This is a genomic window from Actinomyces sp. SKVG-SVH-4(1) (assembly GCF_048514265.1).
Lineage (GTDB): Bacteria > Actinomycetota > Actinomycetes > Actinomycetales > Actinomycetaceae > Actinomyces > Actinomyces oris.
Genome location: NZ_JBGEVE010000004.1, coordinates 203,245 through 218,511, shown reverse-complemented (window position 1 = coordinate 218,511; position 15,267 = coordinate 203,245). Strand labels below are relative to the sequence as shown.

The 15,267-nt window shown below is 67.8% G+C and carries 13 protein-coding genes and 4 tRNA genes; 13 read left to right on the top strand and 4 right to left on the bottom strand.

What is annotated here, in order from left to right; translation table 11 throughout:
* Nucleotides 1–75: 75 nt before the first annotated feature.
* Complete coding sequence (locus AB7V09_RS05575) at nt 76–819, bottom strand: hypothetical protein (protein WP_419143177.1); 744 nt, start codon at nt 817–819, stop codon at nt 76–78.
* 269 nt (nt 820–1,088) lie between these two features.
* On the opposite strand from AB7V09_RS05575, the gene AB7V09_RS05570 reads away from it, so the two are divergent.
* The 4 genes from AB7V09_RS05570 to AB7V09_RS05555 all read left to right on the top strand — a co-directional run bounded on the left by AB7V09_RS05570 (nt 1,089) and on the right by AB7V09_RS05555 (nt 1,486).
* Nucleotides 1,089–1,160: transfer RNA gene (locus AB7V09_RS05570), tRNA-Gln, on the top strand.
* An 18-nt stretch (nt 1,161–1,178) separates the two neighbouring features.
* Nucleotides 1,179–1,251: transfer RNA gene (locus AB7V09_RS05565), tRNA-Glu, on the top strand.
* Between the two features lie 41 nt (nt 1,252–1,292).
* A tRNA-Glu gene (locus AB7V09_RS05560) sits at nt 1,293–1,365 on the top strand.
* Between the two features lie 48 nt (nt 1,366–1,413).
* A tRNA-Glu gene (locus AB7V09_RS05555) sits at nt 1,414–1,486 on the top strand.
* Between the two features lie 122 nt (nt 1,487–1,608).
* Here the strand turns inward: AB7V09_RS05555 and AB7V09_RS05550 are convergent.
* Entirely contained in the window at nt 1,609–2,451 is an 843-nt protein-coding gene (locus tag AB7V09_RS05550; protein ID WP_419143176.1) for a polysaccharide deacetylase family protein, read from the bottom strand.
* Nucleotides 2,452–2,624: 173 nt separating this feature from the next.
* Between AB7V09_RS05550 and AB7V09_RS05545 the strand changes: the two genes are divergently transcribed.
* The 3 genes from AB7V09_RS05545 (at nt 2,625) to AB7V09_RS05535 (ending at nt 8,284) form a co-directional block, all read left to right on the top strand.
* Nucleotides 2,625–4,259, top strand: coding sequence for a ribonuclease J (locus tag AB7V09_RS05545; protein ID WP_075378268.1), 1,635 nt, complete (start codon nt 2,625–2,627; stop codon nt 4,257–4,259).
* Between the two features lie 18 nt (nt 4,260–4,277).
* Nucleotides 4,278–5,213, top strand: coding sequence for a PfkB family carbohydrate kinase (locus AB7V09_RS05540; protein WP_009405995.1), 936 nt, complete (start codon nt 4,278–4,280; stop codon nt 5,211–5,213).
* A 146-nt stretch (nt 5,214–5,359) separates the two neighbouring features.
* The gene (locus AB7V09_RS05535) at nt 5,360–8,284 is read left to right on the top strand and encodes a DNA translocase FtsK (RefSeq protein ID WP_419143175.1); all 2,925 of its coding nucleotides are present in this window, start codon (nt 5,360–5,362) and stop codon (nt 8,282–8,284) included.
* Here AB7V09_RS05535 and AB7V09_RS05530 read toward each other — a convergent pair.
* Nucleotides 8,273–9,616, bottom strand: coding sequence for a CapA family protein (locus AB7V09_RS05530; RefSeq protein ID WP_419143174.1), 1,344 nt, complete (start codon nt 9,614–9,616; stop codon nt 8,273–8,275). The genes AB7V09_RS05535 and AB7V09_RS05530 overlap by 12 nt on opposite strands.
* A 234-nt stretch (nt 9,617–9,850) precedes the next feature.
* Between AB7V09_RS05530 and pgsA the strand changes: the two genes are divergently transcribed.
* The 6 genes from pgsA to AB7V09_RS05500 all read left to right on the top strand — a co-directional run bounded on the left by pgsA (nt 9,851) and on the right by AB7V09_RS05500 (nt 13,938).
* Complete coding sequence (pgsA, locus tag AB7V09_RS05525) at nt 9,851–10,474, top strand: CDP-diacylglycerol--glycerol-3-phosphate 3-phosphatidyltransferase (RefSeq protein ID WP_419143173.1); 624 nt, start codon at nt 9,851–9,853, stop codon at nt 10,472–10,474.
* A 19-nt stretch (nt 10,475–10,493) separates the two neighbouring features.
* A complete protein-coding gene (locus AB7V09_RS05520) occupies nt 10,494–11,018 on the top strand; it encodes a CinA family protein (RefSeq protein WP_419143172.1) in 525 nt (174 codons plus the stop codon).
* 161 nt (nt 11,019–11,179) lie between these two features.
* A complete protein-coding gene (locus AB7V09_RS05515; protein WP_004565236.1) occupies nt 11,180–11,590 on the top strand; it encodes a helix-turn-helix domain-containing protein in 411 nt (136 codons plus the stop codon).
* 129 nt (nt 11,591–11,719) lie between these two features.
* The gene (locus AB7V09_RS05510) at nt 11,720–11,938 is read left to right on the top strand and encodes a DUF3046 domain-containing protein (protein ID WP_419143171.1); all 219 of its coding nucleotides are present in this window, start codon (nt 11,720–11,722) and stop codon (nt 11,936–11,938) included.
* 267 nt (nt 11,939–12,205) lie between these two features.
* Nucleotides 12,206–13,447 (top strand): recombinase RecA, encoded by a 1,242-nt coding sequence (recA, locus tag AB7V09_RS05505; RefSeq protein WP_419143170.1) that lies wholly within the window; start codon nt 12,206–12,208, stop codon nt 13,445–13,447.
* Complete coding sequence (locus tag AB7V09_RS05500) at nt 13,447–13,938, top strand: regulatory protein RecX (protein ID WP_279014011.1); 492 nt, start codon at nt 13,447–13,449, stop codon at nt 13,936–13,938. The genes recA and AB7V09_RS05500 overlap by 1 nt, the downstream gene beginning before the upstream one ends.
* Before the next feature lie 19 nt (nt 13,939–13,957).
* Here the strand turns inward: AB7V09_RS05500 and AB7V09_RS05495 are convergent, their stop codons facing one another.
* Entirely contained in the window at nt 13,958–15,226 is a 1,269-nt protein-coding gene (locus AB7V09_RS05495) for a hypothetical protein (RefSeq protein ID WP_419143169.1), read from the bottom strand.
* Between the last annotated feature and the right edge of the window lie 41 nt (nt 15,227–15,267).

Here is a 15,267-nt window from a genome sequence, read left to right as displayed (position 1 = left end):
GCTGGGTGAGGCAATGCGGCTCTCCTGGTGGTGAGGAAGGAGGGATGGACGCAGTGGATCGGTGTCGGAGCCCTTCTACTTCATGGCCCCAGCATCGAGTCCCGACACTCGTGTCGAGAACAGGAACTGGTGCCATGTGTCGGCGGAGGCGAGCTTGTCCGGGGAGCACTCCAGGAAGATTTCCAGGGTGACACCCTGATCGCTGATCTGGCGGAAGAAACGATATCCAGCCACGTCGCCCGTCGAGCCACTGGCGTACTTGACGGTGGCCGTGTAGCCGATCTCGTATCCGGGGAGTGTTCCATTGTCGTCTCGTACGGCGCTGACGGAAGTCGGCCCTGAGGTCATCGCGAAAGAGCTGTGGTTCGGCATCGTCTCCTGAATCTTGGCGGAGGAGGTGGTGTTGTCTCCACCTATTTTTCTTTCGTCGTAGATTGAGTGGTTCGCTTTGTAGAAGATGATGGCCAGGCAGCCTTCTGCGTCGAAATTGTAGGCCTGGCTGATTTCTGATGATGTGTTGGTCGGCTGTTTGAGTATGTCGTCCTGTCGGTGCCACGTGCCGGTGGTGTCGTTGGAGATCGTGACGTTCGGGGCCGTCCAGGTTGTTGCCGACGGCGTTGGGCTCGGCGTCTCGGATGGTTCCGGGGCGGAGGTACTGGCCTCGGCGGAGGCGTTCGCAGGTTCGACGGTCAGCTGCCCCTTGTGGGCCGGCCCGCAGGCACTCAGTGCAAGTGCTGCGGTCAGGGTCAGTCCAAGGGTGAGGAGGCGGTTGCTGCGCGGGCCGCGACATGCCTGGTGGCGCTGAGGGTGGATGGGCATAAGGCCTTCCAGGAGGGTGGGGTGAGCAGGAACTAGATGGGAGTGTAGGGGATGCCTCTGGAGCTCCGCTTGGTTGTGAGCACTCAGGAGGGGCTGCGGTGCCGGCTGCCAGGGGCCTGTGAGGCGGCGAGTGGGAGGATGGAGGGGGACGATCCCGAGACGTCCGTTGTGTGTCGGTCTTCACCTCCTGGCGATTTGATGGGCTGAGGGTGGGCGTGTAGATTACTGCCCGCTGCCTCGGACGTGATCCGTTCCGGGGTGAAGCCCTTTGGGGTATGGTGTAATTGGCAACACGACTGATTCTGGTTCAGTTATTCTAGGTTCGAGTCCTGGTACCCCAGCGGATCTCATGATCTGTGGCCCCCATCGTTTAGTGGCCTAGGACACCGCCCTCTCACGGCGGCGGCGCCGGTTCGAATCCGGCTGGGGGTACGAGGGTCCGGTTACCGGTTTCGGTATTCGGACTGTCATAAGCCCCCATCGTTTAGTGGCCTAGGACACCGCCCTCTCACGGCGGCGGCGCCGGTTCGAATCCGGCTGGGGGTACGGATCAAGCAGTCCGATTAGGTCTGCTGGTTCACAACTCCATAGCCTGCCCCCATCGTTTAGTGGCCTAGGACACCGCCCTCTCACGGCGGCGGCGCCGGTTCGAATCCGGCTGGGGGTACGAGGAACAGGCGCCCGCTCCACCGCACGGTGGAGCGGGCGCCTTGTGTACTCGCCCATCTGCTCGCCCCATGCCGCCGCGGTGAACCGCGCTCATGCGGGTGAGGGTTCTTCAGTGGTCCATCAGGCGGAGGCCAGCAGGTCGCTACCCGTCGTGACCGTGAGCCCTCGCTCCAGCAGTGAGCGCAGACCTCCTTCCAGGGCGGAGAACAGGCCCTCGGAGGGTTGCGTGCGCCCGTCGTGGCACAGCACCACCGACCCGGCGCCGGCAACGTCCTTGACAGCGTCGGCGGCCGCCGCCGTTGGCGTGTGAACGCTCCACAGCAGCAGGTCCATCCTCTTGAGCGAGGCAACCATCATGGCCGGCGCGTCAACCCGGCCGTAGGGAGGCCGCCACAGGCGCGGAGACGGGGCGCCTGCCGCCTCGATCGCCTCACACGTGCGGTCCACCGAGTCGCTCAGCTCGGAGAAGCTCACGCCGTAGACGTCTGTGTGCACCCAGTTATGGACCCCGACCTCGTGTCCTTCGGCGACCTGTCGCGCGATCAGCTCGGGATGGGCCTGCACCGCGGAGCCCAGAACGAAGAAGGTGGCCCGCACGTGCAACCTCGCCAGCATGTCGAGCACCCGTGGAGTCCAACGGGGGTCCGGCCCGTCGTCGAAGGTCAGCGCCAGCTTTCCGGACTTCCCGTCGGTCTGGAAGACCACTCGCGTACTGAGCGCGCTGCCGGGGCCCGCCGGGCGAGGGGCGGTTCTGGCGGTGGGGGAGAGGTGGGTCTCCCGCCAGTGAGTGGCTCCTGCGCCGGCGCCCGCGCCGAGCACGCCCGCCGTCGTTGCCAGGGCGGCTCTTCCCAGGAGGCCTCGCCGGCTCTCACGAGGAGCGGGACTCGGCTGTGACTCGGTTGACGAAGAGGGAGCGGTGTCCCTGGCTCCGTCATCCGGCAGGCTCGTGGTCGTCACCGGCATATCGTAGAGCGAACCCGGTAAGCCCCTGAACTCGCCGTCGGAACGTTGCAGAACCACGACGGCGTCGAACTGCCTCGCGCCGTATCAATCGATATCCGAGACATCCTCGGTAGGATGCCCGCGTGACGAACTTTCCCGCGCTGAAGACCCCCGGCCCCCTCGCTGATGGCGCCATGCGCATCACTCCCCTGGGGGGCCTGGGCGAGGTCGGCCGCAACATGACCGTCTTCGAGCTGGGCGGCAAGCTGCTCATCGTTGACTGCGGTGTGCTCTTCCCCGAGGAGGACCAGCCGGGCGTCGACCTCATCCTTCCCGACTTCTCCTCCATCGAGCACCGCATCGACGACGTCGTCGCCCTGGTGCTGACTCACGGGCACGAGGACCACATCGGGGGTGTGCCCTACCTGCTGCGCCTGCGTGACGACATCCCCCTGGTGGGAAGCGAGCTCACGCTGGCCTTCGTGGAGGCCAAGCTCAAGGAGCACCGTATCCGCCCGGTGCTGCGCCAGGTCATCGAGCACGAGGAGGTCTCCTACGGCCCCTTCGACCTGGAGTTCGTGGCCGTCAACCACTCCATCCCCGACGCCATGGCCGTCATGATCCGCACCGATGCCGGCAACGTGCTGGCCACCGGTGACTTCAAGATGGACTCCCTGCCCATCGACGGGCGCATCACGGACCTGCGCTCCTTCGCCCGTTTCGGTGAGGAGGGCGTGGACCTGTTCTGCGTTGACTCCACCAACGCCGAGGTCCCGGGCATGGTGGGCCATGAGGGCGAGATCGGCCAGGTCCTGGACAACGTCTTCGCCGACTCCGACGGGCAGATCGTCGTGGCCTCCTTCGCCAGCCACGTCCACCGGGTCCAGCAGGTCCTCGACGCCGCCGCCCTGCACGACAGGCGGGTCGCCCTCGTGGGGCGCTCCATGGTGCGCAACATGGGGATCGCCGCCGAGCGCGGCTACCTCAAGGTCCCCGCCGGCGTCCTCATCGATGCCCGGGACATCACCTCGCTGCCCCCGCACGAGAGAGTCCTCATGGTCACCGGCTCTCAGGGAGAGCCCATGGCGGCCCTGTCCCGGATGGCCCACTCCGAGCACCGCAGCGTCACCATCGAGCCCGGGGACACCGTCATCTTCGCCTCCTCCCTCATCCCCGGCAACGAGAACTCCGTCTTCCGGGTCATCAACCAGCTCATGAGGCTGGGGGCACGCGTGGTCCACCAGGGCAACGCCAAGGTCCACGTCTCCGGGCACGCCTCCTCCGAGGAGCTGCTCCACGTCTACAACATCGTCCAGCCCCGCAACGTCATGCCCATTCACGGTGAGATTCGTCATCTGGTGGCCAATGGTGGGCTCGCCGTCAAGACGGGAATCGCCCCGGAACGGGTCATGCTGTGCGAGGACGGCGTGGCCGTCGACCTGGAGGGGGGAGTGGCCCGTATCGCCGGCCAGGTGCCCTGCGGCTACATCTACGTCGACGGCTCCTCGGTGGGGGAGATCGACGAGGCCGAGCTCAAGGACCGCCGCATCCTGGCGGAGGAGGGCTTCGTCTCGGTCTACGCCGTGGTGGAGACCACGACCGGCACGATCCTGGCCGGCCCCCACATCCAGGCGCGGGGCGTGGCGGAGGACGACTCGGTCTTCGAGGAGATCCTTCCCGATGTGACTGAGGCCCTGTCGGCTGCGCTGGAGACCGGGAAGGCGGACGCCTACTCCCTCCAGCAGGTCATGCGCCGCACCCTGGGGCGCTGGATCGGGCGCCGCCTCAGGCGCCGTCCCATGATCGTCCCGGTCGTCATCGAGGCATAGCGGGAGGGCGCTTACTGCATGACTCTCTTCCGGCCCGCGTGCTTCATATCCACCGGATCCATCCTCATTGACATCCCCCTCCACGTCAGCAGTGTGCCGACGCCGGGAGGGGCGATCACCGGGGCGTCGTCGGGTCCGGTCGTCGGTGGCGGGTACACCGTGGTCTCGGCCGCAGCCCGGCAGGGTGTTCCCACGGCCCTGGCCGCCACCCTGGGAACCGGACCCAACTCCGCGCGGGTGCGCGAGTCGATGCGGCTGGACCGGGTGGAGCTGCTCGTCGAGGAGCTCGTCGGGGACATCGGCACCTGCACGACGCTCATCGAGCCCTCCGGCCGACGCACCTTCATCACCACCGCGGGTGTTGAGGGCGAGCCTCAGCGTGAGGATCTCGAGAGCATCGACCTCAGGGCCGGGGACTGGGTCTACGCCACGGGTTACGACCTGGCCCACTACACGAGCCGTGGCATCCTGACCGACTGGCTCCTGTCGATCCCCGACGGCGTCGGGCTCGTGATCGACCTCGGCCCGGTGCAGCCCGACATCCCCGACCAGGTGCTCCTTCCGCTGCTGAGGAGGGCAACGATACTGACCGGGAACGACCTGGAGATGGGGCGCCTCGAGAAGCGACTGGGCGGCACCGGTGCCATCCGGCAGGCCTGCCCTGAAGCACTGATCGTCCACCGAACCGGCGTGAACGGCTGTGTTCTCCACCCGGTGGGCGGTGAGCCGATCGAGGTACCCGGTTTCGTGCGTGAGGTCGTGGACACGACGGGAGCGGGAGACACGCACACCGGTGTCCTGGTCGCCGGCCTCCTGGGCGGGCTCGACGTCGTCGAGGCGGCCAGGCGAGCCAACGCGGCCGCCGCCCACGCCGTGGCCCGCAGCGGCCCGGCCCAGGCCCCGCTGTGCGAGGAGATCGATGAGTTCCTCCGCGCCGACGACGAGAGGTCCTGACGGGGGCCCGGGGCGCGCCTGCCTCTACCCTCAGGGGATGAGTCCCCGCACCGGGCCGCGGCACCGAGAAGGTGACGTGTCTCCGGCCGGGGCGGGCGGCGTGGCAAGGTCAATGACACCGAGAATCCGATAGTTTCTAGAGCATCATGGCCAATCGTCGCACCACGAGAACAGCTGCGCCTTCACCGGGAACCGGCAGAGGACGTAATCGCGGCGGCTCCGCTCCAGGGGCCGCACCCTTCTCCGCGCCTGGAACCGGGCCCTCGGGCGGACGCTACCGCCGTACCGGCTGGGCCTTCCTCATCCTGGCCCTCGCAGCGGTGCTGGCACTGCGCGAGTGGTTCGGGATCTCCGGCGCCGCAGGCGATCTCCTGCACCACATCGCCGCGGGCCCCGTCGGTGTCCTGGGTGTCTTCGTGCCCCCGCTCCTGGCGGCGCTGGGCATCGCCATGCTGCGGGTCCACAGCCTGGGGGCGGTGCACGCACGGGTCTCCGTGGGCTGCCTGGGGCTGCTGACAGCTCTGACCGGAATGATCCAGGTCGGCAGCGGCAACCCGGTCCTCAGGAACAACCTCGGCGGACTGGAGGCTGCCGGAGGGCTGCTGGGGTGGCTGGTGGGCTACCCGCTGGCGGCTCTGTTCTCCTCCGTGGGGGCCTTCATCCTGTTCCTCCTCCTGACCGCGTTCTCCGCCCTGGTCATGTCCGGCAAGACCGTTGCCGAGATCCGTGACCTACTGGATCAGTACCGGGCCGCGGACGGTGACGGAGCCTCCCACGGCGCCGATGGATCGGGTGACTCCCTGGCCCGGCGCCTGCTGGGGCGGGTTCGTGGAGGCTCTGGGCGGGCCGGCGCCTCGGGCGCGGACTCGGATCAGACGGCGCTCCTGGACTCCTACGACGGCGACGAGCCCTTCCGCTCCGCCCTGGAGGTGGAGGAGTCGGCCTCACGTAAACGGGGCAGTGGCCGCCGTAAGCGCTCGGCCGACCGGCAGGCCCAGCAGACGACGATCACCGAGCTCTTCGAGCCGGGCGCCGATCACGGCGCTCACTCCGAGGGCGACGACTTCGTCATCCCGGACGTGGGCGAGGAGACCGACGTCATCGCCTCCCCGGCTCCCTCAGCCGCCTCTCCCACCCGGAGCAGGCCCGCCGGCCCGGCGGGTCGCTCCGTGGCCTCCGGCCCGGCCGCAGGAGGGCAGCGCAAACCCTCATCGGCCAAGCGCAGCGCGCCGCAGCCGACCCCGCAGCCGCCCTCCGGTTTCGACGCCGTCACTGAGGAGACCCCCGAGGTCGCGCTGGAGGAGCCCGACCTCGCCGACCAGATCGCCATGAGCGACCTGAGCAACATGGCTCTGCCCGACGGATCGACCTACACCCTGCCCGATGACGCGCTGCTCGGTCCCGGCCCGGGCCACTCCACCCGCACCCCCGCCAACGACGCCATTGTGGAGTCCCTGCAGAACGTCTTCGCCGAGTTCAACGTGGACGCCACGGTCACCGGCTATACGCGCGGCCCCCAGGTCACCCGCTACGAGGTTCACCGGGGCCGGGGGGTCAACGTCTCCCGGATCACGGGGCTGGAGAAGAACATCGCCTACGCGGTGGCCTCCGACGAGATCCGTCTGCTCACACCCATTCCGGGTAAGAGCGCCATCGGCATCGAGATCCCCAACAGCGACCGGGAGATGGTCAAGCTCGGCGACGTCCTGCGCTCCCAGGCCGCGCGCAAGCAGGCGCACCCGCTGGTGGTCGGGCTGGGCAAGAACGTCGAGGGCGACTACGTCGTCACCAACCTGGCCAAGACCCCGCACCTGCTGGTGGCCGGGCAGACCGGTTCGGGTAAGTCCTCCTTCGTCAACTCGATGATTACCTCGATCATGATGCGTGCCACCCCCGAGGAGGTGCGCATGGTGCTGGTGGACCCCAAGCGGGTGGAGCTGACCATCTACGAGGGCATCCCCCACCTCATCACCCCGATCATCACCTCCCCGAAGAAGGCGGCCGAGGCCCTGGAGTGGGTGGTGCGCGAGATGGACGCCCGCTACGACGACCTGGCCTCCTTCGGCTTCAAGCACATTGACGACTTCAACAAGGCGGTGCGCGCAGGCGAGGTCCAGCCCCTGCCGGGATCCCAGCGAGAGCTGAGCCCCTACCCCTACCTCCTGGTCGTCGTCGACGAGCTCGCCGACCTCATGATGACCGCCCCCAAGGACGTGGAGGCCTCCATCCAGCGCATCACCCAGCTGGCCCGCGCTGCCGGGATCCACCTGGTGCTGGCCACCCAGCGTCCCGTCGCCCAGGTGGTCACCGGCCTCATCAAGTCCAACGTCCCCTCGCGCCTGGCCTTCGCCACGGCCTCCCAGCTGGACTCCCGGGTCATCCTCGACCAGAACGGGGCCGAGACGCTCACCGGCCAGGGTGACGCCCTCTACCTGGGCCCGGGCGCCTCCACGCCAGTGCGTATCCAGGGCTCGTGGGTCACCGAGTCCGAGATCCGCTCCGTCGTCGAGCACGTCAAGTCCCAGCTGACGCCCGAGTACCGCGAGGACGTCGTCGTCCCGGAGGTCAAGAAGCAGATCGACGAGGAGATCGGTGATGACATGGACCTGCTCCTGCAGGCCGCCGAGCTCATCATCTCCAGTCAGTTCGGCTCCACCTCCATGCTCCAGCGCAAGCTGCGCGTCGGCTTCGCCAAGGCCGGACGCCTCATGGACCTGCTCGAGTCCCGTGAGGTCGTCGGCCCCTCGGAGGGATCCAAGGCCCGCGACGTCCTCGTCCAGCCCGAGCAGCTCGAGGAGACCCTGGCCTGGATCAAGGGCGAGGGCGGTGCGCCGGGAAGCGCGGAGAGTCCCGAGGCCCCTGACGCGTCTCAAGGCGAGCCCGATTCCGAGGCCCCGTCGGCTCCGGCCGCGAATGAGCCCCGTACTGCGGTCATGCCGTCGAACCGCTACAGCACGGACCCCTTGGATGTCGCCTCCAGCCTGCCGGAGTCGGAGTCCTGGGACGACACCTCCGCCGATGAGGACTCCGAGGACGCCTGGTCGCTCACAGGCCGCGGCTCATCGTGGTGAGGCGGAGGCCGACGCCGCGCCCTGCGGGGCCGGGTGTGCCCCTGCCCGTGTGATGACCTCTTCCCGACTGGGAATCGTCGGAGCCGGTCCGGTGGGCTTGGGCGGTGTGGTGGCCATGGTCGAGGCGTCCTTGACCTGAGAGGTGAGCAGGCTCCAGCGCCGGTCGATCTGCTCTTTGCTCAGCCCCAGGCCGGCAGGCTGCTCGCCGTTGTGAAGCGCCGCCAGGTCCCTGATCTTGTGGCCGCCGGCGAGATCCATGGTGAACGGGTGCCAGTTCAGCTTGTCCACGCTCACCGAGCCGTCGGCGTGGGAGGTGACGTCGGCCCAGACCAGCTGACCGACGTCGGACAGCGGGGCGCAGCACTCCTCATCCTGGTTCGAGATGTAGTTGCCTGCCGAGTACGACACCCACATCCCCTTGCCCCCGACTCCTCCGGAGAGCTTCTCGGCGGGCTGAGGCACATGGGGATGAGCGCCGAAGAAGATGTCGACCTGCCCGGTGTCGGCCAGGGACTGGGCGTAGGAGACCTGCTTGTCGTTGGGCGTGGTCTCGTACTCCTCACCGAGCTGGGAATGGACGACGACGAGATCGGCACCCGCCGCACGGGCCGACTTCGCCGCCTTCGTGATGGCGCCGACGTCGTTGAGCGACACGGAGTATCCGGTGGGATCCTCCAGGCCGTTGAGGTCCATGGTCGTGGAGATCTGGGCGACGGTCACGGTGCGCCCGCCCCGCTCCAGCTCGTAGAGCGCGAAGGGCACCGAGGCGTCCTGCTGGCTCCGGTAGGTGCCCGCGTGGCCCAACCCGTGAGCGTCCAGGGCGTCCAAGGTGGCCACGACGCCGGCCTCCCCCCGGTCCGCGGCGTGGTTGGAGGCGGTCGCGCAGCCGTCCCAGCCGGATCTCGCCAAGGCGGCCACGACCTCGGTAGAGGTGCCGAAGGCGGGGTAACCCGAGTAGACCCCGTCCGGAGCGACGGGCACCTCCATCCCGCACAGGGCCAGATCCAGGCCCTCGACCCAGGGGGTCTCAGCGGCGATGTTGGCGGTGATATCCCCTGAGCCTGCCGGAGTGGACTCCATCACCGGCATATGCATGAGGACGTCGCCGGCGTAACCCACGGTGAAGTGGACGTCCTGCGAGCCGCCGACGCTGGCGGAGGCGGACGGAGTCGGCGATTGAGCCGGCACCGCCTGATCGGAACTCGTCGAGCAACCGTTCATGGCGACGGATGCGGTGAGAACGACGGCGGTCAGCAGGCCAGGACCCCGTGACCTGCGGGTGAGGCCGGCGCAGTCCGGTGACGATGAGGGTGGAGGAGTGGAGGGGTGCATGATGATGAATGTATGAAGTGAACCTTAAGAGTGCGTACACGGTTCATGCTCGTTCCAGCGGTGCGGGGGGCCCGGATGTCGGCGTGAACCGCGGGTGAGAACGGATCCTATGCCGCGTGTCGTCTGCAGTGGGGCATAGCGCGTACGGTGCAGCCGCTCGGATGCGAGGCCGTTGAGAAGACGGATCGAGGTTTCTGCGTCGGTGGGAGGCCGTCCGCGACTAGGCTGGACCTGATGAACGCCCCGACCGCCCCGGATGGCGCCGCGCAGTCAGAGCAGGCGCCGCTGCTCAACATCGCCAACGTCCTGACGGTGCTGCGCCTGCTGCTCGTGCCCGTCTTCATCTGGCTCTCCCTGCTACCCGGGGACCGGGCCAGGCTCGCCGCAGTCGTGGTCTTCGTCGTCGCTGCCTTCACGGACCGTCTGGACGGCCAGCTGGCGCGCTCGTGGGGTCTGGTGACCTCTTTCGGCAAGATCGCCGACCCGATCGCGGACAAGGCGCTGACTCTGTCCGCCTTCGTTCTGCTGAGCGTCAACCAACGACTGTGGTGGTGGGTCACCATCCTCATCGTCGTGCGCGAGCTCGGCATCACGGTCATGCGCTTCTTCATGCTGCGCCGCGCCGTCATGGCGGCCTCGCGCGGCGGCAAGATCAAGACGACGCTCCAGATGGTGGGGCTGGTCGGGCTGCTCACGCCATGGTCCATGCTCATGCTGTCCGCGGGGCCGGCCGCGTTCCTGACCAAGGCGGCCTATGTCATCGTGGCTGCGGCGCTCGTCGTCACGGTGGTGACCGGCCTGGACTACGTCCGCCAGGCGATGCTGCTGAGTCGTCAGAACGGAGGGAGCGGCCAGTGACCGCCCCAGGGTGGAAGCCGTGGTGATCGAGGGCGCGCCCGGCACCGAGGGCCGCGTCCGCGTGGCGAGGGCTCTCCTGCAGGCCGCCGCGGATCGCGGAATGACTCTGGCGATCGCCGAGTCGTTGACGGGTGGGCAGGTCGCCTCCAGCCTGGTGGAGGTTCCCGGCGCCTCCCGTGTGCTCGTGGGGGCGGTCGTGGCCTACGCCACCCGGATCAAGGCGCAGGTCCTTGGGGTCGATGCCGCGCACCTGGAGCTGACCGGGCCGGTGGACCGCGATGTCGTCCTGCAGATGGCGCACGGAGTGCGCCGGCTCCTCGGGGCGGATCTGGGACTGGCCACCACCGGGGTGGCCGGGCCGGGGCCGGCCGACGGTCATCCGGCCGGAACGGTCCATGTCGCGGTTGTTGCCCCATGGGGGCAGAGGCACCGTGAGCTGCACCTGAGCGGTGATCGCTCGCAGATCCGGTGCGCCACCGTGATGGAGGTGTGTGAGCTGGCCATCGGCTTCCTACAGAAGGACGAGTGTGGGCCGCAGCCCTGATTGCTTCTCAATGACGACTGACCAACTACAGACCGCAGACTAAGACGTGTTTCAGATTTCTCTCAGGAATGCCGGTAGAGTGGTTCTCAACGTCACCGGAGCCGGAGAGCTGGCCCCACGTGGCGGGAATGAATCCACGACGTGAATGGTTGTGCTAGACGATGAACAACACGACTCACCCCCGCACCACTCGCCCGATCAACAACCGGATGCCGATGCGCCAGGGACCCGGGGCAGGGTACGGTGTGTCCGTGGACACCCCGAAGCACGAGAATGTCGTCCTGCGCCGCGAGATCGGAGAGGTCCTGCGCGGCGTCCGACAGCACCAGGGGCGCACGCTGCGCGAGGTCTCCTCGCAGGCCCGTGTCTCCCTGGGGTACCTCTCCGAGGTCGAGCGCGGCCAGAAGGAAGCCTCCTCCGAGCTGCTCGCCTCCATCTGCCAGGCGCTTGACGCCCCCCTGTCCATGGTGCTGCGTGAGGTCTCCGACCGCATCGCCCTGACCGAGGGCGTCATGATTCCGGACACGGTTCCCGATGAGCTCGTGCGTCAGCAGGGGGTCGCCCTGCGGTGACCATCCGCTGACGCTCTGCGTGCGCTGATCTTGTGGCGCGCAGATCGTTACCAGTGAGCCGACCTTCCCGGCGGTGGGGCCACGATGAGTGGACTCGCCGCCGGGTTGCCTGTTGACAAAGGGGGAGTGGTGAAGCACTCGGAGTTCTGGAATGCCGTCGAGGCGGTCTTCGGTCCGGCCTACGGCCGGTCACTGGCCCAGGATCTGGTTCTTCCGGGGCTGGGGGTGACCTGCGTGCAGGCGCTCGACGACGGTGTGGCCCCGGAGCAGGTCTGGGGCCTGCTGTGCGAGGAGACCGAGCGCTCGGATGCCGAGCGGTGGATCTTCCGCTCGGATCCGCGTCGCTGAGCCCAGGTGATGAGGGCGGGTGCTGGGGACAGGATTGGAGTCGCCGACACGCGCGTGACGATGATGTCATGATCGAACAGGTGTTCGGGTACTGTTCTCCACGAACGACGACTAGGCCCCCTGAGTCCACAGGGCTGATGCGGGGCGGAGATAGATGTCAGTGGTCAGGCATACCGTCGTTGGTGAGCCCCGGAGAGGGGACCTCGCCGAAGTTGACCAGCCATGCCCGCCGCGGCTGCGCGCCGCCCTGAGAACCGAGGTAGAACAATGCCTGCTGCCAGCCAGACCCAGGACCGCTCCAAGGCCCTGGCCACAGCCCTCGCCCAGATCGACAAGAGCTTCGGTAAGGGATCCGTCATGCGCCTGGGGGACGAGTCCCGTCCTCCGGTCTCCGTCATCCCGACAGGGTCGGTCGCCCTCGACGTGGCTTTGGGAGTCGGAGGGCTCCCGAGGGGACGCATCGTCGAGGTCTACGGGCCGGAGTCCTCCGGAAAGACCACCGTCGCCCTGCACGCCGTGGCCAGCGCGCAGAGGGCCGGCGGGAACGCGGCCTTCATCGACGCCGAGCACGCCCTCGACCCGGTCTACGCCAAGGCCCTGGGCGTCGACATCGACAACCTCCTGGTCTCACAGCCGGACACTGGGGAGCAGGCCCTGGAGATCACCGACATGCTGGTGCGCTCAGGCGGCTTGGACATCATCGTCATCGACTCCGTGGCGGCCCTGGTCCCCAAGGCTGAGATCGAGGGAGAGATGGGGGACTCCCACGTCGGTCTCCAGGCCCGCCTCATGAGCCAGGCGCTGCGCAAGATCACCGGTGCGCTGTCCTCCACCGGCACCACCGCCATCTTCATCAACCAGCTGCGTGAGAAGATCGGTGTGTTCTTCGGCAACCCGGAGACCACCACCGGCGGGAAGGCCCTGAAGTTCTACGCCTCCGTGCGCCTGGACGTGCGCCGCATCGGCGGCCTCAAGGACGGGGACCAGCCTGTGGGCAACCGCACCCGGGTCAAGGTCGTCAAGAACAAGATGGCGCCGCCTTTTAAGCAGGCCGAGTTCGACATCCTCTACGGCCAGGGCATCTCCCGCGAGGGCAGCCTGCTGGACCTGGGAGTGGACAACGGCGTGGTGCGCAAGTCGGGGGCCTGGTTCACCTATGGGGAGGACCAGCTCGGTCAGGGTAAGGAGAATGCCCGCAACTTCCTCAAGGACAACCCGCAGCTGGCTGCCGAGATCGAGGAGAAGATCCTCGCCGCCCTGGGCATCGGTGAGCCCGGCCGCAAGGCCCGGGAGGCTGAGGAGCTTGCTGCTGCCGAGGCCGCCGTGGCCGCGGCAGCCGTCCCGGTGGAGAGTGCTGACACCGCCGCCACGAGCGCGGTCAAGACCGCCCGAGGGCGCGGGAAGAAGGCCACCTCCACTGCTAAGACCTCCAAGGGCGTCAAGACCTCCAAGGAGGCGTCGGCGGATGAGTCGGACACCATCTTCGGTGAGGAGGCCGGCGGGTTCTGATGCCCTGGCTCATCCCTGACGCCCATGCGCAGGCGGTCGAGGCGGCGCGGGAGATCGTCCTGCGCCGCCTGGACCGCAGCGCGGCCCCTCGCGCCGCCCTGGCCGAGCTCCTCGAGCGCAAGGAGGTGGACCCCCGTGTAGCCTCCGAGGTCCTCGACCGTCTGGAGGCCGCCGGAGTCATTGACGACACCGCCTACGCGGCCCGCCTCGCGCGCACCCGCTTCGCGGAGAAGGGGGCGGCCAGGCGAGCCATCGCCGAGGAGCTGCGGCGCAAGGGGCTGGGTGAGTCGGACGTCGCCGAGGCCCTCGAGCAGATCAGCTCCGAGGACGAGGACTCAGCGGCGCTGGCGCTGGCTCGCAAGAAGCTCTCCGCCACCGGCCACCTGCCCTGGGAGGTGCGCCGGCGTCGCACCGCGGCCGTGCTGGGGCGCAAGGGCTACAGCCGGGAAGTGACCATGCGGGCCATCGCCGAGGCCCTCGCCGAGGAGTAGCCCCGAGGGGGCCCATGGCTCAGGAGCTCGAGGGCTTGAGATCCTTCTCACTGAAGGCGGTCACGGTTGAGACGCCGTCGGCGGAGGTGGAGTACACGAGGTGGTTGTCGTGGGCACTGGGGACCGATTTCTTCGGCAGATCGACTTTCGTGGAGCCGTCGGCGCTGATGTAGCGGAAGGAGAAGGTCTTTCCCTCATCGGCGGTGGAACGAACGATGATGCTGCCATCGCTCAGGGTGGTGCTGATGGTGTCGGAGGGGTTCCCGATGGTCTTGGACAGGCACTCAGTGGTCCCGTCCTGAGCGATGCGCAGCTGGCCGAGGTGCTCATAGGTGTCGCCGCTGCCGACCGTGAGGTTGCTCTTGGGTGGAATGGTGCATCCCTTGAGATCCAGGACCTGCGCCCCACTGTCGGTCACAGACTGCAAGCGGCTGTCCGACTGGTCCAGAACCAGGATTCTGGTGGGCGTGGTCCAGATTCGGGCGTCGGCGCTGAGGTCGGGGATGGGTTTGGAGGTGTTGAGCTTGAGGAGATCTGCGGGGTCGGCGGGCTCGGTGCCCCTGAAACGCACCTGCCCCTTCCATGAGTAGAACTCGCCCCGACTGCCGTCGGTGAGTCCCAGCTCCTGCGCGGAGTGACTCACAAGGGTGTGTGAGGAGTCCACGATCTTCACGGCGCTCATTCCGCCGCCTGGGCCTATCTGAAGCCCTCCGACCAGCTGCGTGTGCGCCGAGTAGGTGTTCCCATCCTCGGCAAAGGGATCAGAGCCCTGTTTCCCAGTGCTGGTGTCGAACCAGTGAAGCTTACCGCTGACCGGGTGGAGGCGGAGCGTGGAGTCCTCCCGGTCGACCTGGTCGGTGGTGAACCAGTAGGAGACGACACCCAGTGCGTCGTCATAGCTCATCATGGGGCTCAGCGAGGCGGGATCGGCGCCGCTGGGGACCGGCACGCTCGCCTTCCAGGTCTCCTTACCGTCCCAGGTCACGTGATGGACCGAGAGATCAGCGGCCGGATCCGTGATCGGGTCGACGTAGGTGAGGCCCTTCTCGTCATAGTTGCTCAGTCCGGGAGCGGTTTTGATACTCATCGTGGCCTTCGACAGGCCGAGCTTGTCGAGGCCCTCGATGCCCGACGGCGGATCGACGGTGCCGACAGGGCCCGCGGGCGACGCAGTCGCAGAACTGCTGGCACCGGCCTGCGATGTCCCCGATGTGCCGGAGCATCCCGTCACGGCAAGGCACAGTGACGCCGATGCGGCGAGGGCGGAGAGGACGATCCGACGGTTCACAACAACCTCCATGGTTGGCCGATGGGTAACCGACAGACTAG